The sequence below is a fragment of the Pseudoalteromonas obscura genome (genome assembly GCF_030135505.1).
Taxonomy (GTDB): domain Bacteria; phylum Pseudomonadota; class Gammaproteobacteria; order Enterobacterales; family Alteromonadaceae; genus Pseudoalteromonas; species Pseudoalteromonas obscura.
Map to the genome: position 1 here is coordinate 263,690 of NZ_JASJUT010000007.1, position 26,936 is coordinate 290,625.

At 41.4% G+C, this 26,936-nt stretch carries 29 protein-coding genes; 16 read left to right on the forward strand and 13 right to left on the reverse strand.

Going from position 1 to position 26,936, the window contains the following annotated elements:
• Positions 1-4 precede the first annotated feature (4 nt).
• The gene (locus QNM18_RS17055; protein WP_284137903.1) at positions 5-685 is read left to right on the forward strand and encodes a class I SAM-dependent methyltransferase; all 681 of its coding nucleotides are present in this window, start codon (positions 5-7) and stop codon (positions 683-685) included.
• Here the strand turns inward: QNM18_RS17055 and QNM18_RS17060 are convergent.
• The gene (locus tag QNM18_RS17060) at positions 677-1,219 is read right to left on the reverse strand and encodes a DUF6942 family protein (protein WP_211011753.1); all 543 of its coding nucleotides are present in this window, start codon (positions 1,217-1,219) and stop codon (positions 677-679) included. The two genes, QNM18_RS17055 and QNM18_RS17060, sit on opposite strands and share 9 nt — an antisense overlap.
• Positions 1,220-1,343: 124 nt before the next feature.
• On the opposite strand from QNM18_RS17060, the gene QNM18_RS17065 reads away from it, so the two are divergent.
• From QNM18_RS17065 to QNM18_RS17075, 3 genes are all read left to right on the forward strand, one after another.
• Positions 1,344-1,880, forward strand: a complete 537-nt coding sequence (locus QNM18_RS17065; protein WP_284137904.1) for a lipocalin family protein — start codon at positions 1,344-1,346, stop codon at positions 1,878-1,880.
• 152 nt (positions 1,881-2,032) lie between these two features.
• The gene (locus QNM18_RS17070; RefSeq protein ID WP_211011752.1) at positions 2,033-4,036 is read left to right on the forward strand and encodes an alkaline phosphatase PhoX; all 2,004 of its coding nucleotides are present in this window, start codon (positions 2,033-2,035) and stop codon (positions 4,034-4,036) included.
• 64 nt (positions 4,037-4,100) lie between these two features.
• On the forward strand, positions 4,101-5,759 hold the full coding sequence (locus QNM18_RS17075; RefSeq protein ID WP_417714825.1) for a hypothetical protein: 1,659 nt from the start codon (positions 4,101-4,103) through the stop codon (positions 5,757-5,759).
• Between the two features lie 675 nt (positions 5,760-6,434).
• Here the strand turns inward: QNM18_RS17075 and QNM18_RS17080 are convergent.
• Entirely contained in the window at positions 6,435-6,770 is a 336-nt protein-coding gene (locus QNM18_RS17080; RefSeq protein ID WP_284137906.1) for a DUF3325 domain-containing protein, read from the reverse strand.
• Positions 6,767-8,365 (reverse strand): PepSY-associated TM helix domain-containing protein, encoded by a 1,599-nt coding sequence (locus QNM18_RS17085; RefSeq protein WP_284137907.1) that lies wholly within the window; start codon positions 8,363-8,365, stop codon positions 6,767-6,769. Before QNM18_RS17085 ends, QNM18_RS17080 begins: the two co-directional genes overlap by 4 nt.
• A 619-nt stretch (positions 8,366-8,984) precedes the next feature.
• On the opposite strand from QNM18_RS17085, the gene QNM18_RS17090 reads away from it, so the two are divergent.
• The 3 genes from QNM18_RS17090 (at position 8,985) to QNM18_RS17100 (ending at position 10,849) form a co-directional block, all read left to right on the forward strand.
• The gene (locus tag QNM18_RS17090; protein ID WP_211011749.1) at positions 8,985-9,551 is read left to right on the forward strand and encodes a uracil-DNA glycosylase family protein; all 567 of its coding nucleotides are present in this window, start codon (positions 8,985-8,987) and stop codon (positions 9,549-9,551) included.
• Positions 9,552-9,659: 108 nt separating this feature from the next.
• A complete protein-coding gene (locus QNM18_RS17095) occupies positions 9,660-10,043 on the forward strand; it encodes a hypothetical protein (protein WP_211011748.1) in 384 nt (127 codons plus the stop codon).
• Between the two features lie 314 nt (positions 10,044-10,357).
• The gene (locus tag QNM18_RS17100) at positions 10,358-10,849 is read left to right on the forward strand and encodes a DUF2314 domain-containing protein (RefSeq protein ID WP_211011747.1); all 492 of its coding nucleotides are present in this window, start codon (positions 10,358-10,360) and stop codon (positions 10,847-10,849) included.
• Between the two features lie 7 nt (positions 10,850-10,856).
• Here QNM18_RS17100 and QNM18_RS17105 read toward each other — a convergent pair whose 3' ends face one another.
• Complete coding sequence (locus tag QNM18_RS17105; RefSeq protein ID WP_284137908.1) at positions 10,857-11,339, reverse strand: GNAT family N-acetyltransferase; 483 nt, start codon at positions 11,337-11,339, stop codon at positions 10,857-10,859.
• Positions 11,340-11,437: 98 nt separating this feature from the next.
• Here QNM18_RS17105 and QNM18_RS17110 point away from each other — a divergent pair, with 98 nt between their 5' ends.
• The 4 genes from QNM18_RS17110 to QNM18_RS17125 all read left to right on the forward strand — a co-directional run bounded on the left by QNM18_RS17110 (position 11,438) and on the right by QNM18_RS17125 (position 14,370).
• Positions 11,438-12,352, forward strand: a complete 915-nt coding sequence (locus QNM18_RS17110; protein WP_284137909.1) for a LysR family transcriptional regulator — start codon at positions 11,438-11,440, stop codon at positions 12,350-12,352.
• Between the two features lie 149 nt (positions 12,353-12,501).
• The gene (locus QNM18_RS17115; RefSeq protein ID WP_211011744.1) at positions 12,502-13,029 is read left to right on the forward strand and encodes a chalcone isomerase family protein; all 528 of its coding nucleotides are present in this window, start codon (positions 12,502-12,504) and stop codon (positions 13,027-13,029) included.
• The gene (locus QNM18_RS17120; protein ID WP_284137910.1) at positions 13,026-13,586 is read left to right on the forward strand and encodes a DUF3833 domain-containing protein; all 561 of its coding nucleotides are present in this window, start codon (positions 13,026-13,028) and stop codon (positions 13,584-13,586) included. The genes QNM18_RS17115 and QNM18_RS17120 overlap by 4 nt, the downstream gene beginning before the upstream one ends.
• 220 nt (positions 13,587-13,806) lie before the next feature.
• Positions 13,807-14,370 (forward strand): metal-dependent hydrolase, encoded by a 564-nt coding sequence (locus tag QNM18_RS17125; RefSeq protein WP_284137911.1) that lies wholly within the window; start codon positions 13,807-13,809, stop codon positions 14,368-14,370.
• Positions 14,371-14,428: 58 nt separating this feature from the next.
• On the opposite strand, the gene QNM18_RS17130 is transcribed toward QNM18_RS17125, so the two are convergent.
• From QNM18_RS17130 to QNM18_RS17140, 3 genes are all read right to left on the reverse strand, one after another.
• Entirely contained in the window at positions 14,429-14,746 is a 318-nt protein-coding gene (locus QNM18_RS17130) for a hypothetical protein (protein ID WP_284137912.1), read from the reverse strand.
• A gap of 118 nt (positions 14,747-14,864) precedes the next feature.
• A complete protein-coding gene (locus QNM18_RS17135; protein WP_211011740.1) occupies positions 14,865-15,812 on the reverse strand; it encodes a GlxA family transcriptional regulator in 948 nt (315 codons plus the stop codon).
• A gap of 110 nt (positions 15,813-15,922) precedes the next feature.
• Positions 15,923-16,462 carry an isochorismatase family protein gene (locus QNM18_RS17140; protein ID WP_211011739.1) on the reverse strand — a complete coding sequence of 180 codons (540 nt, stop codon included), beginning with the start codon at positions 16,460-16,462 and terminating at the stop codon, positions 15,923-15,925.
• A gap of 189 nt (positions 16,463-16,651) precedes the next feature.
• Here QNM18_RS17140 and QNM18_RS17145 point away from each other — a divergent pair, with 189 nt between their 5' ends.
• Positions 16,652-16,843 (forward strand): hypothetical protein, encoded by a 192-nt coding sequence (locus QNM18_RS17145; RefSeq protein ID WP_284137913.1) that lies wholly within the window; start codon positions 16,652-16,654, stop codon positions 16,841-16,843.
• A 568-nt stretch (positions 16,844-17,411) separates the two neighbouring features.
• Positions 17,412-18,164: a substrate-binding periplasmic protein gene (locus tag QNM18_RS17150; protein WP_247687432.1), complete on the forward strand. Its 753-nt coding sequence runs from the start codon at positions 17,412-17,414 to the stop codon at positions 18,162-18,164.
• 35 nt (positions 18,165-18,199) lie between these two features.
• On the opposite strand, the gene QNM18_RS17155 is transcribed toward QNM18_RS17150, so the two are convergent.
• From QNM18_RS17155 to QNM18_RS17170, 4 genes are all read right to left on the reverse strand, one after another.
• Positions 18,200-19,648: a dihydrolipoyl dehydrogenase gene (locus QNM18_RS17155; RefSeq protein WP_284137914.1), complete on the reverse strand. Its 1,449-nt coding sequence runs from the start codon at positions 19,646-19,648 to the stop codon at positions 18,200-18,202.
• Between the two features lie 67 nt (positions 19,649-19,715).
• Entirely contained in the window at positions 19,716-20,450 is a 735-nt protein-coding gene (locus QNM18_RS17160; protein ID WP_284137915.1) for a glutathione peroxidase, read from the reverse strand.
• Between the two features lie 255 nt (positions 20,451-20,705).
• A complete protein-coding gene (locus tag QNM18_RS17165) occupies positions 20,706-22,868 on the reverse strand; it encodes an ATP-binding protein (RefSeq protein ID WP_284137916.1) in 2,163 nt (720 codons plus the stop codon).
• A 249-nt stretch (positions 22,869-23,117) separates the two neighbouring features.
• On the reverse strand, positions 23,118-24,149 hold the full coding sequence (locus QNM18_RS17170; protein WP_284137917.1) for a DUF4097 family beta strand repeat-containing protein: 1,032 nt from the start codon (positions 24,147-24,149) through the stop codon (positions 23,118-23,120).
• Between the two features lie 233 nt (positions 24,150-24,382).
• Here QNM18_RS17170 and QNM18_RS17175 point away from each other — a divergent pair, with 233 nt between their 5' ends.
• Entirely contained in the window at positions 24,383-25,180 is a 798-nt protein-coding gene (locus tag QNM18_RS17175; RefSeq protein ID WP_284137918.1) for an MBL fold metallo-hydrolase, read from the forward strand.
• A 268-nt stretch (positions 25,181-25,448) separates the two neighbouring features.
• On the forward strand, positions 25,449-25,913 hold the full coding sequence (locus QNM18_RS17180) for a GNAT family N-acetyltransferase (protein WP_211011732.1): 465 nt from the start codon (positions 25,449-25,451) through the stop codon (positions 25,911-25,913).
• Here QNM18_RS17180 and QNM18_RS17185 read toward each other — a convergent pair.
• Positions 25,910-26,158, reverse strand: a complete 249-nt coding sequence (locus QNM18_RS17185; RefSeq protein ID WP_284137919.1) for a Rho-binding antiterminator — start codon at positions 26,156-26,158, stop codon at positions 25,910-25,912. The two genes, QNM18_RS17180 and QNM18_RS17185, sit on opposite strands and share 4 nt — an antisense overlap.
• 186 nt (positions 26,159-26,344) lie before the next feature.
• Between QNM18_RS17185 and QNM18_RS17190 the strand changes: the two genes are divergently transcribed.
• Entirely contained in the window at positions 26,345-26,734 is a 390-nt protein-coding gene (locus QNM18_RS17190) for a response regulator (RefSeq protein ID WP_211011730.1), read from the forward strand.
• Between the two features lie 64 nt (positions 26,735-26,798).
• On the opposite strand, the gene QNM18_RS17195 is transcribed toward QNM18_RS17190, so the two are convergent.
• Positions 26,799-26,936, reverse strand: a 138-nt coding sequence (locus QNM18_RS17195) for an integrase core domain-containing protein (RefSeq protein WP_284137922.1), incomplete at its 5' end; no start/stop codon positions are given.

Here is a 26,936-nt window from a genome sequence, read left to right on the forward strand (position 1 = left end):
AGAGATGCCGACATTTACCGGTGATGAAGCACTGAGTTATGATCAACGAATTGGAAAGCTGGTGCCTGGGTATGAATTACTGCATCACACGACTGCGGCGCAGCTGGGCGTAATGCTTGAGCAAAATGCAACTATCTTGATTGTGGGCGCGGGCACAGGTAAAGAAGTAATTGAGCTGGCTCAATACAATCCCACTTGGCATTTTATTGTACAAGATGTTTCGGCCGATATGTTGGCCATCGCAGATCAGCATTTTACCAACTTAGGACTGAGCGACAGAGTCACCATCCATCATGGCCCTTTGTTGCAAGGCCAGTACCAAGCGGATGTGGCTCTGTGTTTATTGGTTATGCATTTTGTTAAAGACGACGGTAGTAAAATGAAGTTGTTCGAGCAAATATGTGCAAACTTGGGCACTGCCGGAGCACTTTTTTTGGCCGATCTTACGTTGCCGGAGACCTCATTCGAGCGAGAAGCACAGCTAAATTACTGCCAAAAGCACTTGGGGTTATCTGAAGTAGGTGTTACTACTATGCGCAGCAATTTTATAAATGAGTTTTATCCAATAGATACAGCGCGCCTGGACGAGCTTGCTAAATATGCCGGTTTTGATTCGCCTATATCGTACTTTAAAGCGCTAGGCTTTAGCGCTTTCATCCTTAATAAGCGTGATTGTTCAGCTTGAATGGTCTTGAATAAGCTCAACCAGCTTGGTGATTTTTATGTTGCTAAGCTGACGATAGTCAAAATACGGACATACGATAACTTTATTTATGCGGTCAATCGCAAACTCTTCGTCTATCCATACCATTGAGTGGGTAAAATCGTGATCTCTTAATAACCGCTTGGCGTAAGTTCGGCCTGCGATAATATGCCATTGATAGCTGTTTCGCTCTAAATTTGGGGGAGAAAATAGTAATGCCTCTTGGCTATGGCTTTGTAACAAGGCATTGTCACGATAATGTTGCCATGTTCCAGTACCTTTGCTCTGGTTAGTAAAATGATGATCTGGATGCTGCAACTGGGCAATAAACTTGCCGTAAACATTGAATAGCTTGCGCCAACCATTACCGCATTCTTGATTGATATAGTCTATCTCCCCCTGCTGTAGTGGAATGACATCCTGTAGATTTATGTATTTTTCTAGGTTTGGACGGCGTTCAACATAGACGGCCAAAACCCCTTTTGCTGCCCCAAAACCGTGAGTTAGTATTTTCATGGACTGTAACGTTATTTCAAAGACTTAAAATTTTACCAGCCAGCAGATCGCTCGGCGCTAAATGGCCGTATTGACCAAGGTAGGGATTGTATCAGCCCACTCAACAATTTAGGAGGATAGCGCTTTGAAATTAACTCAATTGTCGAAAATAGGTGTTATTGGTTTATTACTAATATTGACGGCTTGTACGGGTGTCCCCAAAGGTATCACGCCCGTCAATAATTTTGATCTACTGCGTTACCAAGGTACATGGTATGAAATTGCTAGGCTCGATCATCGTTTTGAGCGAGGAATGCAAAATGTGACTGCAACCTATATGTTAAATGAAGATGGCAGCGTAGCGGTTATTAACCGAGGCTATGTCACGGATACAAGTACTTGGAAACAAGCTAAAGGGGTAGCCAAGTTTGTATCTTCACAAGACATCGGTCATCTGAAAGTATCATTTTGGGGGCCTTTCTATGGTAGCTATATTGTATTTAAGCTAGACCACGCTCACTATCAGTACGCTTATGTAACTAGTTATGATAGGGAGTATCTATGGTTATTGTCGCGTACACCTCATGTACCTCAAAGGGTTTTGGAGGACTTTAAAAAGACTGCCAAAGACTCTGGCTATGCGATTGATGAGTTAATATTTATGCAGCATGAGGATGTTTGACAGTGTAAAGCCCCTTTACAGTAATCTTGATATTGTCTTGTTTATGACCAAAAAGTTTCATCTTTCATCAACTTAAATGTCATTACTTCCGGTCAGGCTATGTGCGCCTATTAAAAACCCAATGTAGCAACAAATAAATCGGAGTAATAAAAATGAAGCGCATAGCCTATTCGTTAATTGCCTCAGCCGTCACTTTGGCACTAACGGCATGTAGTGGAGATGATGGTGCACCAGGAGTTCAAGGTCAACAAGGTATTCAAGGTGAGCAAGGGACCGCAGGGCCTGCTGGTGAAAATGGTTCAAATGGAATCAATGGAGCTGATGGCACTAATGGTAAGGATGGCACTAATGGTATTAATGGCGAGAATGGCGTTGATGGAGCCAATGGCACTGACGGTGCTGATGGAGAAAAAGGCACAGACGGCGTAGATGGAATTGACGGCGTTAATGGTGCTGATGGTATCAATGGCGGTACCGGTCTAGTGCGGATCGCGACTGTACCTAGAGGCTCGGAAGTAACGGGGATTTTCTTAACTGAGCAAGGTGACCTATTTTTTAACGCGCAACACCCTAGCGATGAAAACACGGCGGTAGATAGCTTTAACAATCGTCCATTTAATACAGGAACAGTGGGCGTACTTACTGGTGTTAACTTCAATAAACTGCCTCGCAATTTAGTTGATGCTCCACTTCATGCAACTGAATTTGAGGAACAAACAGTTGTAACTGCAATAGGCCAATACCAAATCTTAGGTCAAAGTGGTGACACATTTAATGACCTAGGAACAAACAGTTTAGCGGGTGGACTCGGTGTAATCTACGGTATGACCTCAGGCAACGAAATCATTAAAAATGACATGCCAGATTTTAATGGTTTTATCTATGAATCAGAAAACTCAGGTTATTTGTTCACCAACTGGGAAGATTACCCAGGCGGCATGAGCCGTTTGAAAATGAGCAAGAGTGAAAATGGCCAATGGAGCGTTGAGCAGGCCATGATGATCGACTTCGACTCAGTAAAAGGCACAGCGGCAAACTGTTTTGGCTCAGTATCTCCTTGGGGAACTCCGCTGACCTCAGAAGAGTGGATTGTCAATTCGGCTGTTGATACAACCACAGCTCCAGAGTGGAATGCACCGGTTGTAAGCACCCGTTTGACTCAATTTAGAGAGTTTTTAGCACCTGAATCACCGAACCCATATCGTTATGGCTACATTGCAGAAGTAAAATCTCCGATGGCAGATAAGCCTGTTGTTGAAAAACATTATACGATTGGGCGATATGAGCATGAAAATGCAGTTGTCATGCCTGATAGACGCACTGTTTACTCCTCTCAAGATGATACCGGTGGTGTGCTGTTCAAATTTGTTGCCGATACCGCTGAAGATCTTAGCTCTGGTACTTTATATGGCGCAAAGCTTATGCAAGATAAAGGCTTATCAGATCCAGCTGTTACAGGGTTTGACATCGAGTGGATAGAGATTGCAACGGGTACTAACGCAGCTATTTTAGATTGGATAGTTGAGTATGATGGCATTACGCCTGAAAGCTATGTAGATGGTAAAACCAACTATATTTCCATGGAAGATGTAGAGGCTTGGGCGAATGGTAATGCAACCTACCCTACTGAAGCGCTAGGCGGATCACCTGTGACAGCCGGTAAACCTATGGATGACCGTGTGGCATTTTTAGAGTCACGCCAAGCGGCACGTCTTAAGGGCGCAACCGCAGAATGGCGTAAGCTTGAAGGTTTGGCAATAAACCATGATCGTGTGCTTGAAGCTGTGACTGGTCAAGATGTGATCGCAGGTGAAGTAGTAGAAAAAGCCTACTTATATATAGGTATCGCAGATATCGATAACACCATGATTGATGGCCAAGGCGACATTCAATTGTCTGCTCGTGTAAAAGATTGCGGTGGTGTATATCGCGCGCACATTGATAACAACTATAGCTTAACCCGTATTGAACCTGTTGTGATGGGCTCAACTTATCGTTCATCGCTGGATGCTTCTGAGCGTTGTGATGCAAGTCAATTAGCGCAGCCTGACAATGTTGTTGTTATGCGTGACGGTCGTATTCTTATCGGAGAAGATCACAGTTCATCTTGGAAGTACAACAACACATTGTGGATGTATGACCCTAAATCAAAATAACAATTAGTTACTGAGGCGGTGCTGCGCACCGCTTTTTTTGGCATTAAAAATGGAAGTCATACAAATGCAATACCCATTACTTATTTCAACACTGGCAACCTTAGTTTTATTAGCTGGGTGTACTGACGCACCTGAGCAGAGCAAAATTTTACCAACAGAAGATGTGTTAGCGAGCCAAGGTGCTCCATACCAGCCGGGTGATGATATTCCGGCGATGGCGTATATTGATCACGATGAAGTATACAATCCGGAATCTGTGATCCCACCGCAGTGCTATACCAAAACAGAGGGTGTAAATAACCCGTGTTACGCCTGTCATCAGTCATATCACGGACAAAAACAGCGCCCAAATGTCATGAATGATGGTGATCTGCAAGGAGATTACGAATTTTCAGATCTGGGTTTAACAAACCACTGGAAAAACTTATTTATCGATCGTTCAGACCTTATCAAAACTATCTCAGATCAAGAAATTACTAACTGGATTGAACAAGACAACTATACGCCATTTATCGAAAAAATGGCTAAGCGTAGTGATTGGCGCGGTGAAATTACACCTCTTGAAAATTTGGCATTTCCAGAAAAAGCATTTGATGAGCTTGGCTTTGCGCGTGACGGCAGCGGTTGGGTTGCGTTTAACTATAAGCCTTTTCCCAGTACATTTTGGCCTACAAATGGGTCTACTGGCGACGTAATGATACGGCTACCTCGTAATTTTCAAACCTTAAAAGGCCAATATAACAAAGATGTATACTTGGCAAACCTAAGCTTAACCGAGCTGGCACTAAAAGGTCTTAATGAGATCTCTGTCCCTGCTATTTCAGAACAGCATATTGGACAAGACCTTAATAATGATGGGCAGTTGACAGAGATAGTTCTAATAAAAAAACAAGCTCACTATGTTGGAGATGCAGACGCGCCATTGGCGCACATGCTCTATCCCGAAGGCACGGAATTGTTGCATACGGTTCGGTACTTAGGGGTAGATAAACAAGGTAATATTTATAATGCGCCGAGGTTAAAAGAGTTGCGCTATATGAAAAAGCATAACTTTAAAACGAATCAAGAGATTGCTGCCTCATATTATCGAGAAGCAAAAGAAAAAGAGTTTGAAAAGTTACCTATCACGCTATATTTGGGTGACAAGGGCGTGAACAATACGTTTGGCTGGACGATCAATGGGTATATTGAAGACAGCCAAGGTGAGCTGCGTCCTCAACATGCTCAGGAGTTGGCTTTTTGCAATGGATGCCATAAGACTGTTGGTTCAACTTATGACCAAACATTTTCATTTGCACGTAAAGTTGAAGGAGCTGCTGGGTGGGGTTACATCAACTTAAAAACACAACAAGATGTTCCCAACATTGGCGAAGAGCAAGGTGAGTTTCTCACTTATATGTCTCGCGTAGGAGGAGGTGATGAATTCCGACAAAACCAAGAAATGCTCAAAAAGTGGTTTACAGGTGGTAAAGTTGATAAAGAAAAAGTGCAAAAAGCAGTTAACTTATACGAACTTATCACTCCCTCAAAGGAGCGAGCATTGGCATTAAATAAAGCATATCTAACAATAGTCAAAGAGCAGAGCTTTCTATTTGGCCGTGATGCAACCATGGTGAAAGCGAAAAATGTACTCGAGCAAGTGGATGATTCACAGGCTCCTCTGCGAGAAGACAAGCAATTTAAGTGGGATATGCAGTTGGATTGGTCTAAAAACGAGGACTGACCGCAGGAAAGGTGTCGTATTTACATTAATTGTAGCTATGACACCTCTTTGAGTATACTCAGCTCAGATCATTATTTTACGCACTGAATTTGATTACTGTAAATTTTGTTATCACGTTACTATCAAGCGTTATTATCGCCCTCTAATAACGTTGTTCGCACCTCTATAATGTATGGATCATATTGAAGAGATCAATTTTTTACTAAGTTGAGCTCGATGAGATCAGATTTTAACTAACTTATAGAGCAATACTTAGTAAAAAAGTGAGCTGATATCTCATAGATCAACTTTTTACTAACTCATGGTCGTTATTTAATCAAAATTCTTACCTGTAGCTATAAAAGTTATGCATTTCAGCGAACTAGATTCGATTAGACGCATATCGAGATCATATTTTTACCAACATACAGTGAGCAATTGTCGAAGAGAGATCATGTTTTTACCAAGAGAACAGCCACAGATCACATTTTTACTAACAGCAAGGAGGTGAATACTGCTTAGAGATCAGAATTTTACTAGCTTAGTGGACTTGTTTATTATGCCAGATCAGTTTTTTACTAACTTAAAAGGCAATTGGAGTCGAGCGCAAGTGGTATTTTATCTCTAATTGGCGGGTGGGCTAGTAAAATAGTGATCTCTGCGGCTGTCAGCTCCATGCGCAGCCGCTGAAATAGGTTACAGAACAGCAATGAGAATTGCCAAAGTACCCGTTGTAGTAGGAAGTACGTATAAAAGTGATCTCAGCCAAAGTGGTTTGTACGTAACACACAGCGCAATAAGCAAAACTGAAAGCGCCATTTGTCCACAAAACATTAAGCTACCGTACCCAATAGCTTGGGTTAAATTGACCAGAAAACTTAGTAAAATAATGATCCAGGCAGCAAACTTAAACTGTTGAGTTTGTTTTTGGCTTGGCCTAGAGCCAAATACGCTTTTGTAATGAGGGGTTTTGGCCATTGCAAATGCGTAAAACGCACCGAAACATAATAGTGTCGCCAAGCCATAAATCATGCTTTTTGCTCCCTATTTAAAGTACGCTTTTGAACTGGCTTTACCTTCACTGCACTTGCTTTAGATGATTTAGATGAGAGCTTTTTACCTTGTAGAGCAAAAGCTGCAGCGGTAGCCAAAAATGCTAGATCAAAGCTCGCTAGGATCCATTTATCCTCCACGATGTACGTCATTAAATTTCCATCAGTGGTGAGGGCATTACAAATAGGCAGTAGTAGCCAAGTTACGGCATTAAGATATGCGAAGCCTTGCCAGGCAAGTTTATTTCTTCGGATCCCCGCAACAATTGCAGATGCTAGCCACACGATAAAGAAGACCAGTATTTCTTTTTCCGCACGATCTGAAATGCCTGATGGCAAGAGTCTATTTGCATAAAAGAAACCTGCAGTGGCTAAGGGAAGTCCCATGATGGTACCAAGATTTAGAGCTTCGACAAGCTTTAGACCAAAGCTGGGAGATTGATCTGGTTTTAGACGTTCTCTGATGCGTTTTGCCCACATAATACAGCCTGACGCAATCATAATGCAGCCTGCGATACCACAGATAAAATAAAGCCAACGCAAGCCAGGGTGAGCTAGCCTCCCGCTATGGACAGCAATCATACCTCCGTATAAAAGCTCCCCACTACTGGGGTCTAGTCGAGCCGTTTTTAGCAGCTCTCCGGTTATACCAGAATATTGCCAGTATGGATGTTCATCGCGGATCAGAGTTCCGTTGTCGCCATATATTTTGATAGTTGCACCCATATTACTTGGATGGTCAACGATGACACGTTTAATTTTTTGCTCTGGCCAATTAAGATGAAAATGCGCGAAAGCACTGTTAAAGGCTGGAGTGGATAACTGTTGCTCAGTCGCTTCTGCGCGCTGACGCTCAGGGTAAAAATCGGCTCTGAACCCTTTAACACCATCTTCATATAAGGTGTTTGCGGGGTCGGGAAAGAGCATGAAAATTAATGTCACTAGTCCCGTATAGGTGATCATGAGATGAAAGGGAAGCGCAAGAACAGAAGACAAGTTGTGTGCATCTAGCCATGCCCTGACGCCTTTTTGAGGCCTAAACTGGAACATATCTTTAAAGATACGCTTGTGAATGACAATGCCTGAAATAAGCGCAATTAACATGAATAAGGAAGCAAGGCATACTAGCCAGCGTGCCAATTTACGATCCATGTAATGTAAATCAAAGTGTAGTCGGTAAAAAAAGTTACCACCTCGGGTATCGACGAGGCCATCGACTTGATTGAGCGTATTGGGGTCTAGTCGTTCATCGATCCATTTGTCACGCTGACCATCTGGTTGACTATGTCTATGTGAAACTTGCACCTCAGGCTGTCTCGGAGAAGGCAGACCAATCCACCAACGGTTGGCATCAGGAGCTGTTGTTTGTAAATATTCTAGCCCTGCATCGATCAAAGCACTTTGCTGCACATTTGTATTTTCGATGCTGTGCACAGCTGGTTGATTCCACAGGCTAATTTCATGGCGGAAAAAACTAATTGTGCCAGCAAAAAATATTAAAAATAACAACCAGCACATCAAAAGGCCAACCCATGTATGTAGCCAAGTCATTGATCGGAAAAAACTATCTTTCATGATCCCCCCTGAATATAGCCGATGAGCAATGCTATAGTACCTATGCTAACAACAAGTGCAGTCCAGATATGTATGAGTGAGCGGACGGAAAATACGGCGATGAATACACAGCTGTAAATTAAGATGCTCAAGCATACGCTGTACAAAACGGCATCTACTTTGCTTGTGGGAAGTAGCAGACTTAACAAAGAAATACTGTAAGCAGTAAAAAAGTAACCGCCCAAAATTGCAGCGCAAAATCGGGACAAAACACTCAGCCTGTACTGAAAAGTCAAAGCATTATCGGCTTGTGACATAATGTTCCTAAAGTTTTTTATCAGATCGATGATTATCTACGAATAGTGTTGTAAATGACAGTAGTTATCATTGCTAAATGCGTCTAATGTACAACTATCTAGGTTCGAAAGAAAACTGTTAAAACTTTGGCTACAAAAAAGAAGTGAAATTAATTTATTGGTAATACAGTCTTTGTTTTGAAAACTAATTTATTCTATATTGGCAGCGGAAGCTTTGTATTTAAAAAAGTTTTTTAATTCGGTGAATTTTTATTTGGTTCTATCGGTCTATTTTTACTGACGATTGAATTGAGTCTAGACCCGTAGCATCACAAGATATTTTTATGAGCTTATTAAACGAAATAGCGCAATGCCGCTTGTGCACTGAACAGTTTGAACATGATCCCTCGCCTGTCGTGCAGGGAAATGCGAGAGCAAAAATACTCATTGCAGGCCAAGCCCCAAGTATGAGTGTCCATAAAACTGGAAAGCCGTTTAATGATGCCAGTGGTAAAAAGCTGCGGGCATGGCTGGGCGTAAGCGAGCTGCAATTTTATGATCCGTCCGTGTTTGCTATTGTCCCGATGGCGTTCTGCTATCCGGGGAAAGGCAAATCTGGAGATAAAGCTCCACCTAAAATCTGTGCAATAACATGGCGAAAAAGATTACTCGCTGAGTTTCACAATATTGAGTTTTCGATAGTGATTGGACAGTATGCGCAAGCATACCATTTAGAAGGCTTTACCAATGTAACAGACACAGTTAGAGAGTGGGCGAGTTACATGCCTGAGCAAATGCCGATACCGCATCCGAGTCCACGTAATTTATATTGGTTAAAGCAAAACCCATGGTTTGAGATAAATGCAATTCCTGCATTAAAAAGTCGTGTATCAGAAATTTTAATGAATTAACCAACATGTATGTCACCTCAAAGGAGTTGCGAATTTGCATTACATCTACCATAATCGCCAAATACCTTGGTTTACAAAAAATAACATTTTAATTCAAAGGAACTGAAAATGATTTATCACCTATCGGGATGGATCTCGGTATTGATTTCGATAATTGCCCTCTACCCAAGTTATCAACCTGGTGCCAATTCGGTTATTGGTTTCTATTTAGCCTTATTTTCCTTGCTTGTAGCTGCTTTTGCCAGCCATTTAGGGCACGCATTGTACTATCGCGCTGTTTTTGTATTTTCTATTATTAATGTGATGTTTGTGAATGATGGTACTAATCTATCACTTTTGACCAGTGAAAATGATTGGGTTTACATAGGGTCCATGTATGGTATTTACATTGTAGTAAGTAGTATTTGTGGATTTTTGGTGAGCAGAGAAGATTTACTTGGCAATAGTATGCGCCGAAAGCAAGCTAAACGAGAACAAAAAAGAACAGCCTAAGGCGTTTTTAATATAATAAATATTTTTATTGTAAATGACTGTGAAAATTCTGTTTTTTGCATTTGTTTACATATGGGATGTTGACCAATTGTTTCTATACATTCAGGTCTTTTCGTTCTGTACCCGTTTGAACCGGGTGTAATGTGTTTTTGATAGCAAAACGTAGTGAGTTATTTCGCTTAATCATCACCACCCTCCCCCCCCCTATTTGCTGCAAATTTAATCCAAGTTAGGTGTTATTGGTCTATGATTTGTCTTAGTTTGTGTTAAAAATTCGCACTTAATATATGGACATGAGGTGGCTAGGAGAAAATATGTACTGGGGTTTAATAATTGTCATTATACTCGCAGGTTTTTGGTTACATAATCGATACAGTTCAGAGTCTCAGGACTTTCCGCCACTCGAGACCGATCCAAATGATCCCCTTGTACTAGAGGCTATTGCGCTGGCAAAAGCGTCGTTAGACGAATTTAGAGCATTATTTTTAAGATATCCCAATGACGCGTTTGTAAAATTGGGCTTTGAAAGCGATGGAGGCGTTGTTGAGCACTTAGGTGCACATGTTGAGGGGATCAAAGGTGATGAGGTCAGCGTATTTTTGGTAACACCACCGATCACCCATACCGGTAAGATGGCACACAATTATGTTTGCCAGATAGACGACATTGAAGATTGGCAGATCACCGATAATGCCGGGAATATTTATGGCGGTTTTATTCAGCGAGCCATGTTCACGATTGCTGAGCGTGAAGGCATTGCTTTGCCACCGGAGCTCAAAGCAATGCAAAATAAATATATTGACTAATAGGTGCTTACGGTTGCTCAGCAAAGTCTTTTAACGCTTGACCGGTTAAGCGGTAAATGATCCATTCATCTTGTGGCTCTGCGCCAATGCTTTGATAAAAGTCGATGGCTGGCTTATTCCAGTCAAGTACAACCCATTCGAAGCGGCCACACTCTTTTTGCACAGCCAGTTGAGCTAAGTGTTTCATAAGCGCTTTTCCGGCACCTGCACCACGTTTATCTTGGGCGACGTACAAATCTTCAAGGTAGAGGCCATATTTACCTAACCAGGTTGAATAATTGAAGAAGTAAACCGCGAAACCAATCGCTTCATCGCCTTGTTCACAAATTACAGCATGTGCTCGGACATCATCACCAAACAGCTTTTTTTCAATGTCTTGAACAGTGTTTTTGACAGCATCCGGTTCTTTTTCGTAGATAGCTAGCTCATTGATAAAGTGCAAGATGGTTGCTGCGTCTTGGATCTGAGCGGGGCGAATAGTTAGGCTCATCTTTGGTAATTCCTGTTTGACTTAGATATACAGAAGTGTACTGTTAAGTTACACATGAATAAAGTGCATAGTTTGCACTTGATGTATGTATTAAATGCATGAGTAATATACCAAATATAGATTTAAACTTGTTGAAGCTGTTTGTTGTACTGTATGAAACAGGCTCGGTTACAGAAACCGCAAATATTTTGCACATGAGTCAGTCAGCGTGTAGCCATGCATTGACCCGACTCAGGGCACGCCTAAAAGACGATTTATTTGTTCGAGAAAACAATAAAATGCTTGCGACAGAGTATGCCAATAGATTGGCAGCAGATGTTATGCCTGCATTTGAAGCCATCACTCTAGGGCTACAAGACGCAAAGCCTTTTGAACCACACTTAGTCGAGCGCATAACGCTCGCAGCGACAGATTATACTGCTTGGTGCCTAAAACCATTTTTGCGCAACTTACTCAATCAGTTTCGTCACCTGTCGATACAGATCATCCAACTCGAAGAGCGTATTCCAGTTCAAGCGCTCAAAGAACAAAAGCTAGATATTGTATGTGGTTTTGAGCATCAACAAGAGACATCTGAAAGCCTTGCTCAGTTGAAGTGGTTTGAGGGGGAGTACGTGACGTTAAGTTGCGCCTCACAGTCTTTGCCTCAGAAGCTTCCTTTGGCAACATTCATGTCTAAGCCTCATGTCTTAATTGCTCCTTGGAACGAAACTCGAGGCATTGTGGATCACACATTGGCACAGTCCAAAAAGTCTCGCAAAGTGGTACTCGCTACGCCGCATATGTTAAATACCCCTTCGCTATTAGCTGACACTGATTGGCTATTGACGCTACCTGCGAAATACGCAGAACATGTGGCCAAAGCGAGTGGTTTGACGATTCATAAACCACCAGTAGAGATCCCAAATTACCGAGTCAAATTATACTGGCATAAAACGCGTCAATGTGACCCAAAGTTACAGTGGTTTGTCACCCAGTTTTGCCAATTTTATAGTTTGAGCAACCCCACTTGATCACACGCTTATACGGTATGCACCTTTCCCGCAATTAGTAAAAACCTGATCCCAATTTGAGATCAAGCGCGTTCACTATAAAAAGGGTTTTGTGAACAATCTGCTCGCCACAAACGTACAAACTGTTGAACAACAATGATGGATTAAAAATGAAACAGTTTAGATATGGCCTAATGGCTTTGTTACTACTTGTGTGCGGTATTGCTAACAGCAATGAAGTGGATGCGTTAAATTTAACTAAGAATATGAAGCAAGTTGGTAAAACTGCACGAATGACTTATTTGTTTTGGGACATTTATGATATTCGACTTTACTCCGCTACCGGGCGGTTTGACAGCCAGCAACCATTTGTATTGAAGCTCACCTATTTACGAGACTTAAATGGCCATGAGATTGCCAAAAGGTCATTACAAGAGATGGAAAAACAAGGGTTTGATAACAAACAACTTGGACAACAGTGGCTAGGCCAAATGGAGCAAATATTTCCCAATGTCTCAGATAATTACTCACTCTTTGGCGTAAGGAGGGAGGACGGCTCTACACTGTTTTACGATAACAACAAACTATTGGGTGAAATAAAAGATCAGAATTTTACTAAGTGGTTTTTTGATATTTGGCTGGGAGAAAAAACATCTGAGCCTGCCATGCGTGCAAAACTGATTGGAGGGAAATCATGAATAAGGTCTTTTTACTAATTTCGGTACTGTTGTTGTCTGGGTGTCAAAGTGCAGTACAAAGTGATGAATATCAAAGTATGACCCCCAAAATAGATGTGTACAATTTTTTTGATGGTCGAGTCCATGCGTGGGGCATAGTGCAAAATCGTAACGGCGAATTGGTGCAGCGATTTAAAGTCGATATAAACGGCTCTGTTGATGGTGATGGCCGTTTGGTACTAGATGAGAGGTTTAACTATGGATATGGGGACGGAGTCAAACACCGAGTTTGGACTATTAGTAAAAGTGGCAATGGCTATATAGGAAGTGCACCTGATATCGCGACTACCGCGATGGGCACTATTTATGGAAATGCTTTAAGATGGCAATACGAAATGGACTTACCAGTTGATGACACGACATATCGAGTTGTCTTTGATGACTGGATGTGGGCCTTTGACAATTGCAGTTTGATGAACCGTTCATATATCAAAAAGTTTGGTTTTGTTGTAGCTGAAGTAACAATTTTTATGAAAAATATGGATTCTAAGCGAGGCTGTACAGGGGGTTTACACTGATTACGTGGTAGCCTACAAGAATCTTATTAAAGCTCGAATTTAATCGCGTTAGGGCGTATTTGCATGTAACGCAAAGTGTTGAAACGCGGTTTTCTTTGACTATTAAAGTTGTTAAGCGAGCATTCAATTTGAGTGAGTAAGGTTACTGAGGAAAATATCAGTGACCTTTGCTGCATTCCTCTAGCTGAGCACATGTAGCATTTAAATTTGAGAGCGCAGCGTGGCACCAGGGACACATTTCTTACTAAGTTGGACCATTTCTACAACATTACTGAAATACCGAAGAGAGCGTACTTTAGTTACTGTTTCTGGGGTTGTAGCCGATGTGGATGGTTTAGGGCTTGCGGTTGATCTGCTCACCGGTACCTCTAATTGGTATGGTCAATTACATCATGTTGTAACGCATAACTTGGCTACAAGTATTGTTTTGGCTTCGATATGTGCATGGCTTGCGAGCGTACAAAAGCATGTGGTTTGGGCACTATCATTTATTTGTTTTCACCTACACATATTGTGTGATGTGATGGGGTCAAAGGGACCTGACGGCTTTCAGTGGCCTATTTATTATTTATATCCGTTATCAAGTGAGTTTACCTTAGTATGGGCACAGCAATGGTTGCTTAATGGTTGGCAAAATCAGTTATTTACCGCCACACTACTGCTAGCGAGCCTGTACATTGCGGTGGATAAAAATATAACCTGTTTAGAAGTGCTCAGTGTGCGCATGGATGCTGAAGTATTTAACATGTATACCAAATATGTTGGAAAAAATAATGTAAGATAGTAACCCTGAGCCTTGTGTAATACACCCCTTCTAGCGGAATTCGAGAGGCTACTGGGTACTATAACTTTCCATCCATATACGCATCTATTTCTTCAGCCATATACGATTCGATGTTATCTTCCAGCTCAGATTTAGTAGTAGCATGCATGGAGATAAACTTGGATGCTTGCTCTGCACTTAACAGTTTGTTTTTTACTCTATATTCCCATTCGGGTAAGGTTTTATCATACCTAGGCACTACACTGACAGTCGCAAACTGGTTTTGCCACGGGCCTGCGTTTTCTTTTTGACAAAAAGCTTCAATATGGTCTTTACCTTGTGGCCCCATGCAGCCAGGTTCTAAACGTAATTGGATATAGAGTAATAAATCACTCATACACACTCCGTAGGTTACAGTTTCTTTGAGTCTAGACGCTCATAAAGATAATATAAATCCTATTTATGGTCCACTCGTCATTGCTTGGTTGTGTTTTACTCACAAACTTGAAGGCAGCTCAACAAGCATGTTGTTGACGAAATTGCTGTGGGCTAAGGTGTGTAACCTGCGTAAACGCACGTCTAAACTGCCTGCCACTTGAGTAGCCGCAATGTTGTGCAACAACTTCAATACTTTGATTGCTGTGCTTTAATAGTTGTTTCGCATGCCCGACTTTGATGTGCAGTAAGTACTCTCGTGGTGTGATCCCTAAATGGAGTGAGAATAAGCGGCTTAATTGTCGTTGAGATAGGCTGGCAATCGTAGCAAGTTGTTCAAGAGAGTAATGTCTGTCTACGTTGCTGCAAATGGCATCTTGGACTTTGTGGATGCTTCGGTGCATATGGTTACGATATTGCAGCCAACTACTCAATTGTGGGTCTTGGCCTGTGCGACGAAAGTACACAAGCATTTCCTGTGCTACCTGTGCGCCAATATGCTCACCGAATCGAGTCGAAATAAAATAGATAGCCATATCAATACCTGAACTGATCCCCGCACTGCTGATAATATTACTGTCTTCAACAAAAATGCGGTTTTCGAGTGCGACACATTCAGGGAATGCTTGGCGCATTTTATCTATGAGGTGAAAGTGAGTGGTATAAGTTCGATGCGATAATAACCCAGCCTTGGCTACAAGCACTGCGCCGGAGCATATTGTTAAAATTGCCTGATGAGTTATTGTATTTTTCAACCATTGTATGGTTTGAAGTGACGATTCTGTAGAGTATGCCTCAAAAGCATGGTGGCAACCCGGAATGACTATAATGTCGTCAGCTTCTAGTTGTTCCGGTAGAGGTGCTAAGTTTTGTAGTTGCAATCCGCCATCACACACCAGTTGGTCTGAAGCGCTGACATATTTTATATCAAAGGATACACCTAATCGCCGAGCTTCTAGAAATGCTTGCAAGGGCCCAGCAAAATCGAGAGGGAGTGTGTCTGCTACGAAAACAAAATAGATATTCACGGTTGTTCACCATTGCTTAAAGTCACGCCGTATCATAAAGCGTATCGGCGTGATAAGAAATATGTGATAAAAACAAGCATGGAATTTACTTGTTTTGTACAAGAAAACAGTTAATAGTCACTGTGTTTGCGGATCGATGCAAATCGATTGGCTAGCACTAAGTTTGTCTTTGCCTGTATATCAGAAGAGGAGTACTGAATATCAGTTGTAGGACAGATCATGTCAAATGTCAGTGTTGCATCAGTGACAAATTCCACTTTGAACCCTAAATCAAATGCTACTCTGGTTGTGGTCTCACAACATTGCTCAGTTCTGATCCCAGTAATGACGAGCGTATCAATCTGATTGCGTCTCAGCCAATTTTCAAGCCCTGTGTCTGTAAAAGCGTTGTGAACCGATTTATAAAAAACCTTAGAAAATTGTTGTGGTAGAAAATCCATTGGTTTTACAAGCCCAGAGCTTGGGTTGAACGGGCTACCTATCGCATCTTCTCTGCTGTGCAGGACTTTGACAATTGGTTGCTCTGTAGCGGTGAAGTGGTTGATTAAACACGTTAGGTTGTTTTTAAATGCGTCAAAGTCTTTGTCTTGCCAGTAGTCTGTTTCATAAAACGAGTCTTGAGTATCAATAATAATAAGTGCTTTTGTCATGGTTTTTACCTGTGTTGATTATTGGAACTCCTAAAAATATAAAGGTTTTGAAATCAGGCGTAGATACGTGTTTTCGACAAGATTAGGTCATATTAGGACATGGCGCAGGTTGGGTGTTTTTTATCCAATATATTCATTGACACTATTTGGATTTGTATATACGTTTGTATATACAAAAAAGGTTCGGGTATGGCAAAAAATAAAGATGCGCAGTTACTTGTGCGAATAAACAAAGCCCAGCGAGATGAGTTTGTCGCGCTTTGTAATGAGCTTGAAACGAGCTCATCTCGTGAAATAAGAAAGTTCATTAAAAGGTTTGTGAGCAAACACAAAGTTAATCAAAAAACACTTAAAGGAGATAATAATGGCGAAAAAAGTTGAAGTTAAAAAGCTAAAGAAAGAAGTGCAGCAGCGTATTAAAAAAATTGCTAAGCATGAAGCAAAAATCAAAAAGCTGAAAAAAGCGATTAAGAAAGCATAATTGAAGTTTAATATTATATAAGCAGCGTAAGCTGCTTTTTTTATCTGTGTACGTCAATCTAGGATTAAGCTTTGAGTAGTCAATACAGGTAAAGCCAAATGTTTGAAAGTATTAGTGATTAATCTCTTTTTGCTATATTCTCTAGAGTCCATTTGTCAGGGTTAGGTTTTAAATATTAGAGTATGAGTTGGGGCTTGTTAGGCAATCTTGCAGAGTTCTTCATCAACTAAGAGCAACTTGATATGTTTGCATGTAAGCGCTGTGGAAAAGTAGAGTTTTTTTTAGCGGGTAAGCAGCGTCATTAAATCGCAATCATACAAAAACTTGTTAAGAAAAGTACATCGCAATTACACAGCCAACACGCATCGATAGACCAACCATATTGTTCCATGAGGGGAATAATCAAATTACTCTAGCCTTACAAACTGAGCGTTAGCATCTACACTTAAAGTAGAATTAGGAAACCATATGATGTTTAGATTCGCTTTTACTTTATTTGTAGTGATGTTGGCGCACGGCGCATTGGCTAAAGAGCCGAAACTTGTTTGGTTTACAGAAGATTATCCTCCATTCAACTACCATGTGAATGGTCAAGTTGAGGGGATCTCAATTAAGGCGCTCAAGCTTATTTACCAAGATTTAGGATGGAAATTTGACGACAATGAAGTGATGTTATTACCTTGGCCGAGGGCATACCAAATGACTCTGTCAAATCGCAATGCCTGCATATTTTCTATGACGTATACAGAAGAGCGTGCCAAGCTATTTCAGTTTATTGGTCCGACAATGGACAATCATGTTGCAATCATTGGTCATAAAGAGACTAGCTATAAGCTCTCAAACTTAAAAAATATTGGCAATTTAAAAATAGGCGTAGTGAAAAATGATATTGGTCACCAATTGTTACGCCAAGCTGGTATTGATAAGGAAAGTTTAGTGTTTTTGGCGTCGGGGTTCGAGTTGGTGCAAATGCTAAAATTAAAACGCATAGATCTCATTGCTTATGGAGACGTCATTGCGAGATACCAATTTAAGCGAGCTGGCATTAATCCAAAACACTATCGAATAGTGATGCCTTTGAGCTCGTCTTATTTAGGGTTTGCGTGTAACAAAGCGGTAGATCAACATGTTGTAGATAAAATGAATGACGCACTTAAAACCATTAAGCGCCGCCAGCCAGAAATTTTCGATCCAGAATACTTCTACAGCAAAGCAGAGTGAGTTTTCACTCACTCTGCTGTTACAACTATATGTGTCTATGCACCCGGACCACACTCTAAACAGTGTTTAATTATGTCTGGGCCAAATTTCAATTTTGCATTGACGTTACGCAATGCTGTTCGGACTCCCTCTTCGATCACTGGGTGATAATATGGCATATCGAGCATCTGTGGTACGGTCATCTTGTTCTGAATAGCCCACGCAAGTAAATGGGCGATGTGCTCTGCCGCAGGTCCAACAAACTCGGCACCTAAAAATAGGCCGGTCCCCTGCTCTGCATAGACCCGCATATGGCCTTTATTTTTCAACATAACGCGGCTTCGGCCTTGGTTTTCAAAGCTGACTTCACCTATTTCGTAACATCCACACTCGCCGTAATTAGCAGTAAGTTGTGCATAGTTATCACCTACCATTCCTATTTGTGGGTCACTAAATACAGCCGCAATTGGTGTACGTCTTAAACCGTTACGTATATCTGGATAACGCCCAGCGTTAACACCTGCAATCGTACCTTGATCGGCTGCTTCGTGTAACAGTGGGATTTGATCGCTTGCATCTCCGGCGATGAATATATGGCTACTTCCACATTGCATGGTATGCGGATCTGCTAGGGGCACGCCATGGTCTTCTAGTTCTAAAGATGTATTTTCAAGGCCTAGTAAATCTACATTGGGTACTCTACCCGTTGCCGCTAGCACATAGTCAAATTGCTCCGTTTGCGCTTGGCCTTGTCTATCTATATAAGTGAGTTGTGCTTTGTTATTGACTACTTTCATATCCGATACTTTAGCATCAGTATCTACGTAGAACTCTTCTGCAAACACTGTGTTTGCATAGTCTCGGATCACGGGATCAGTAAGCGGGCCTATATTTCCACCAACTCCAAATAGCTTCACTTTTACGCCTAGTCTATGAAGTGCTTGGCCGAGTTCTAAGCCTATAACACCGGGTCCAAATACTGCGACTGACTCAGGTAAGTCCTGCCAATCAAAAACGTCATCATTAATGATAAGTCGGTCGCCAAAAGCTAAAAAAGGCTTCGGGATATTGGGTCGGGAGCCTGTAGCAACAACAAAGCGTTTTGCAGTGATCACTGTGTGGTCGTCAATTTGAACACGCTGATCATCTAAGAATTTGGCATGCCCAATAATCCGATCTTCAGCGGGTAACTCTTCGACTGCGTCCACAACAAAGCCAACAAATCTATCTCTTTCACTACGTACTCGTGCCATCACGGCTCGGCCGTCAATTTTGGCAGGCTCGCTCATTACACCAAATTGCGGGGCTTGTTCTATGTTGTGGGCAGCTTCCGCTGCAGCTATTAACAGTTTACTTGGCATACAGCCAACACGTGCGCAAGTTGTCCCATACTTACCTGATTCAATCATCAGCACATTGGGTGTAAATTGCTTAGCATTCCGATAAGCACTAAGGCCTGCTGTACCTGCACCAATCACAACGACATCTGTTTCAAGCTGTTTCATTATTACCTCACTAAAGATTGGAAAAGTAGTATTCAGGGGCTGTCATGCCCCTTTACAGTGCTGGTTGTTAGTTATTTTCAAAATAGGCTGTTAAGTCATCTGAGCCGCCAATATGTGCTCCGCCAATAAATACTTGAGGCACAGTTTCACGACCGGACAAAGCTTTTAGGCTGGTTAAGCTCGCCTGTTGACCAAGCACTAGCTCTTCGTACGCTAAACCCTTTTCACTGAGCAATACTTTTGCTTTAGCACAGAATGGACAACCTGGCTTTGTGATAATTGAAACTGGCTCAGGTTTTTTTTGTTCTGGGTTAATATATTCAAGCATGGTGTCTGCATCAGATACTTCAAATGGGTCGCCCGGCAAATCAGGTTCGATGAACATTTTTTCGATTACGCCATCTTTAACAAGCATAGAGTATCTCCAGCTACGCTTACCGAAGCCAAGGTCGCTTTTATCGACTAGCATGCCCATACCATCTGTAAACTCACCATTGCCATCAGGAATAAGAGTGACATTGTCAGCTTCTTGGTCTTTTGCCCAAGCATTCATTACAAAAGTGTCGTTTACTGACATACATACAATGTCGTCTACGCCATTTTGTTTAAATACATTTGCCAGTTCATTATATCTAGGCAAGTGGGTTGAAGAACATGTTGGCGTGAACGCACCAGGTAGTGAAAAGACAATAACAGTTTTGCCTTTGAATAATTCATCTGATGTAATTTGCTGAAACTCTTCACCTACACGAACAGGAAAAGTGACAGTTGGAACGTTTTGGCCTTCAATGTTATTTAGCATTTTATATTCTCCTCGAAAGTTGATGGAGCTATTATGTCGTCGGATTGGTGATTTGTATATTTGATTGAATTAATCAGACCAATCAAAAAAAATGATTGGTTGGTGCCGGTCAAATCAAAGCATATTCAAAATATAGACGTTAAATGACAAATTGATTAGCCGTGCCTAACGTTGACAAGCAGTCAACGTCGTTCTGCGGGCCTGAATTACAGGCAATAGAGATGATAAAAATTAGTTTGGCGGCCTGTGAGCGAGTTATGCTTTTATAGGTAAGGTAAATTGAATGATGATGCCACCCAACTCACTGTGTTTGGCTTCAATGCTGCCTTGGTGTAATTCGATGATTTTTTCACAGATGGACAAACCAAGACCAGAACCTCCTAGGTCTCGACTGCGAGACTTGTCACAGCGATATAAGCGATCAAACAGCTTGCCAAGTGCTTCTGTGCTTACGCCCGGTGCACTGTCTTCGAAGTGACAAACCACAGTTTGCTGCTGCTGGAAAACACTGATTTTAATCTCTCCAGGCTGGTCTGTATAGTGTACGCTGTTTCTCGCTAGGTTATTGAAAACTTGATTTAATCGACTCGTGTCACAGTCAATGTGTAAGGAGTCAGGTAACTGGTTGACATATACGACATTGATATCAGAGTTGTCTAAAATAGGCGCTATGGCAACGGCAAGGTCATCGAACAGTGAACGTGCTTGGCAAGTTTCAAACTCAAGGCGTAAGTTATTGGTATCTGCTTGGGCTAATTCGTAAATATCTGCAATCAGCGTATTGAGCATATCTAACCTACGTTGTAACACCTGATAGGTGGTTTTTGGGTCTTCGGTTAGGTTGTATTCCAGCGCTTCAATATTCAGCTTTAAAACTGTTAAAGGTGTGCGCAATTCATGGGATACATCAGCAAGTAGCTGTTGCTTGAGGCTTAAACTTTGACTCAGTAACTCAGCTTCTTTTTCCATTACTCGACGACGTTTCAAGTGATACAGGTAAAACAGCAATATAAAGTTAATCAATACAATAATTGCGGCAGCAAGAACAACTGTACGTGTTTTTGTATCTTCTTGTTGTTTGGCAAGCCCTGCTTGCAACTCGTTGACTTCAAGTCGCTTTAGACCTATTTCGCTGTTGAGTTTTTTGGCTTCCAAGCGAGTGGAAATGGCGATTTTATCAATCTGTGTTTTCATTGTGAAAGCACGTTCTTGATAAGACAACGCTTGTTCAAACTCGCCCAGATACTTATGCGCAACAGCAAGGCTCTGCAGTATTTGCAAGTTAACTTCATTGTTAGTCGTATCGTGTAGCTTTAGCAGCAACTCGATAGCTTCTTTGGGCCGAACATGTGCCAATGCTTGACCTAGATATACTTGATATCTTTTGAATACGCTCACGTTGTCTTGCTCATTTAATTGTGCAAGCGACTGTGTTATCAATTTTATTGCCTTGGTATAGTTGTTATCAGCCAGTGCAATTTGGCCCTTTATGGCATTTGTCTTAGCTATGTTCTTGGCATTTTCAACTTGTTCGAAAAGCGTGCTTGCTTCATTGATAGCTTTGCGGGCAGCGGCCAGATCTTTGAGGGCAATGTATTGCTCTGCAATGTGCAGTTTTGCGACACCCATATAGTTTTTGTCATCAAGTTTGGTGTCGATATCGTAGGCTTTATTTAATGCGTCGATTGCTGCTGGGTGATCAAATAGCTTTTCGTAGATACGTGCGAGGCTGTAATAGGTTGATGAAATGTGTGTCAAACTGACATTAGGTTGCCCTGTTTGAAACTCTAGTTGTTGATTTAATACATCCAGTGCTTTGTCGAATTGATTAAAGTCACGATATATACGCGCCTCTGTGCTTAGGGCGGCGCTAAATAAATGTACGTTATTAATACGGTTGGCTTTATCTTTTGCCTGAAACACGTGAGATAAGGCTTGGAAATAATCTCGTTGCTCAGATAAAACATTGGCGAGCATTCGATGAGTATGGCTTTGCATGCGCACGTCTTTGGTTTGGGAAAACTGAGATATCGCTTGTTCAAAGTGATACTTAGCGTCCTTACTATTTCCCACAAGGACGGCTAGGTCCCCTGCTACCCAGTGGTATTTCCCAAGAAAAACGGTATTGGGAAATTGCGCCAAATGAGCCGAAAACTCTTCGAGGCGGGCTGCTGCTTTTGAAAATTGATTGGTTCTGACAAAGTGAAGTGCGCTGCGGTGCAGTACATAGGTGCGCTGTTCTGCTGTTAAATTGGGATCTGCAAGTAATGTATACGCCTGTTCAAGCAATGCATGTCTATCTTTCCTGCCTTTGGCTTCTGCTTGAGACTTATATTGCTCAAAGTGCTCCGATGATTGTGTATCAAAGCTGGCAATTGAAAGAGAAAATAAACACGTAGATATAAGAAGCTTAAACACCGTGATCCCATAGGACTAAAAAGCAAAAGAGCTATATTATGAGAACTTGAAGAGTGGGGATATAGGTAATTATTATTAACAACGCGTAATTGATATGCATTTTTTGCATGCTTTTGGCACCTTTTGCATAAGCACTCATATCAATTTATTGGACTGTTGTTTCGATATAAGAATTTTTTATATTGTCAGTGAGCTGTATGCTTCTTATACGAGCATACAGCTAGCACAGCTGTCTAGATAGGTATTGGCTCACCCATTGCTATTGATATTGTGCACTTGCTTTACATTGGAAATTTTTACTTCACCAGCACCATCTTCTTTAATATCCAATTGGTGAGCATCGCGTACTTCGATATCGCCTGAGTCGTCTTCAATAACAACTTGGCCCTGTGTTCGGGCTACTGAAATATCACCTGATCCATCAATGATGTTTACATCTCCTGCAATATTGGCTACTCGAATATCACCAGAGTCATCATTTAGGTCAACCGATAAGCCACCGTTGATCTCAATTTCACCTGAGCCATCGTTTACCGTAATGGCACCCACAACATCACTAAGCGTGATATCACCTGAATTATCTTCAATTTCTACAGACTTGCCACCACGTATTTCAATTTTACCGGAGCCATCTTTTAATTGTATTGCGCCAAGAATATTGTGAAGAGTGATATCGCCTGAGTCATCCTCAATTTCTACGGACTTTCCTGAATCGATGGCAATGTCGCCTGATTGGTCTTCAATTCGGATGTTACCAAGTGCGTTCGAAATTGAAATACTGCCTGAGTCATCATCAATCTCAATTTGGCCTCGGATTTTGGTTAACTCAATGTGACCTGAGTTATCATCGATTGTCACAGCCTCAACATTAGAAATCGAGATATGGCCCGAGTCATCTTGTACATTGACGAGGAAATGTTCAGGTACAGTGACTTCGATGTCGATTTTTGGGCTGTGCTCTGTATACCAAAACACTTTTACCTTAGCGTCATGTTTGGCAATCAGTTTTGCAGCATCACCCTGTTTATCCAAAGATAACGTGTAGCTTCTATCAGATGTAGTGAAAATATTGGCTGTTAATGAAATGGATGTCGCGCTTTTAACGCCCTTAACTACAATATTTCCTGCATTGTTATCAATGGCTATGCGGCTTAATTTATGAGCAGGGAGTGAAAGCGTTTGGGTTTGCTGTACTAAATCGTCATGCGCATTGCCGCTAACATGCACAACACAACCGCTGAGTAGCAAACCGGCCACGATAGGAGTAATGATTCTTTTCATCTGATGAGTCTTTTAATTGTAAATTGTGCAGTATAGAGAGCAAAGATAGGGCCAGAAATTCAATAATTTTAACCACATGATTTTTAATGCTTTTTATTTATAAAGTAATGACTAAATTGTATTTTTGACCACTTTTTAGTTTTTAATTTAACAAATTCGCCAATTTGATGTCATGACATTGTCAATATGTGCGAGTAGCTTTGGGTAAGAGCTGCAGACAAAAGAGGTTGAGAATGTTGCAAGATATGCCCGTTTCACCGCCCTTAGCACAGCCCTTTGATACACAGAGTTTTCCAGATACTGCATTATTTTTAGGAGTGGGTGACGCAAGCTCAGCAGAGCTGGGGAATTCTGCTTGTGTGTTGCAATGTCGCTCAGTGCCTTGGCTGCTAATAGACTGTGGCCACGATACATTATGTCGATATGAAAAGGCATTTCCAGATAGCTTGCCAAGCGCTGTTTTTATCACTCACTTACATTACGACCATATTGGTGGTTTAGAGCAATTATATTTTAAGGCAGCCATTTCTGAGCACAAAGTCAGACTATATGTGCCAGTATTTTTAGTGCAGCAGCTGTGTGCGATGCTCAGATACACAAAGTTAGCAGAAGCCAAAGTCGACGTATGGCATACCTTTGTTTTACACCCGGTGTCTGAATCTTTTTGGCATCTGGGGGTTAAGCTCTGGACCTACCCTGTTCGCCACCACGCGCCAAACTCTGCTTTTGCACTGCATATACCTAGCATTGTATTCTATTCAGGGGACACTCGCCCTATTCCAGAGTTATTAACGCATGTCAGTTCTGACGGCGAAGTCATATTGCATGATTGTGCTGTAAAAGGTAATCCCAGTCATAGCGGGATAGAAGATTTAATACGAGAGTACTCTCACTCACAGCTTAACAGGTTGTGGGCTTATCATTACCACAGTGAGCAGGATAGAAATGCCTTTGTGCAAGCAGGGTTAAAATATGCCAGAGCAATGCAGCCTATTCAGTTGACTAAACATAGCCAAAATCTGCCTATCTAACTAAGGCGACTTTTTGGACGTTTTGAGTTGTTTTGTACCCATTTCCCGCGATAAATCGCATTTTAATAACATTTAAACTATTTTCCGTTATACTTGCGTCAAATTAGATTACACTGAATTGTTTACATGAGCGACGGCCTTTAATTTTATCGGGGCTGGAATACCACAGAGCTCGACTCATGACTTGTTGTGATAATAATGTATGCAGCCAATAATGGTGTATTCGCAAAGTTTGCGAGCGACAAAATAACAATGTAAAAGGGACCCTATGCAGCTAGTAGAGCTAACGTCTGATGATCCTAACGTACAAGATTTATTTTCAGAAATAGATCGCTTAATGAATACCCTTTATCCAATCGCGAGCGATCAGTCGCTGGCACTTGCGGAGTTAAACCAGCCTAATGTTCGAGCGGTGGGTTTGAAAAATGAATCAGAGATTGTGGCATGTGGTGCCATTGTCAAACAGTTTGATAAAACTTTATATGGTGAAATAAAGCGTTTGTATGTTAAACCAAGCTTTCGTGGTAAAGGCTTGTCAAAACGTATTATGCAGATCCTTTTACACTATGCTGGCGATGCTCAAATCCCCCTGATCCGTCTGGAAACTGGGGTGAAACAAGAAGAGTCAATTAAGTTATATGAATCACTTGGGTTTGAAAGGTGTGAGCGATTTGGTTTATACAGGGACAACCCGCTCAGTGTATTCATGTCTTTGTCACTACAGCCTGATTAATTTTCAGTTTTAAAGTTAATCGATTTAAAAAAAGGGTTTTGGGTTAAGGATGTGAGCGTTAATATTGAGTCCATCTCAATAAGGACCTCTTGTCCGTCCTGCTCTATAAGTAGGCATTGTGTTTGCTGGCTATTGTACACGATGTCTTTCGCCATACCCTGATACATTTTACTGGGTGTGGTGACATTGAGTATAAAGCGCTTCATACATGCTACTTCAATGAGATCTGTCTCTTCACAGCGCATTTTCCTTCCCTTTAGACTGATGAATTGTATCGTTAAATTTTATCATAGTTGAGGCGTCCTGCTGAGTAAAAATATTGGTCGTCGCACTGGATTTGGATGTTACTGTAAAGGGGTTAGACAAGTGGCTAAAAATTGTCTAATTTTGAAGTTCGACACTTAATCCAAGCGTGCTGATAGGGATATAAGATGAGAATTTTGGTGGTTGATGACATGACGTCTATGCGTCATGTGATGATTAATATGCTTAGAAAGCTAGGCTTTGATGATATTGACGAAGCAATCGATGGAAAACAAGCGCTGACGTTGTTGGGTAGACGCAGATATCAGCTGGTTGTCTCAGATCTTAATATGCCACATGTCGACGGATTAACATTGTTAAAAACCATTAGGGATACGCCTCAATTGGCAAAAGTACCTGTGCTAATGGTAACTTGCGAAAATAGCAAAGAGCGGGTACAGGAAATATTGCTGAAAAAAGTTGATGGATTTGTCATAAAGCCATTCAATATGGCAACTCTAATACAGCAGCTCAAGCGAATTAAAGTGTTAGATGAGCACGGTCAATTATGTGAATAGTTTGGCAAGCGAGCCAGCGAACCAAGTTGAATATGACTAGTCCTGATATAGGTTGACACCTTTTTCAGTTAATTCGCCCGATGTACCTCAATGATAGATGTGGCCGCCGTCTATTGTAAATGTCTATCGACTCTTCAACCATTCTCTTAGCTTCATTTAAGTCTCTCGGTTTGTACAATAGATACTCATTTTTCAAGATACC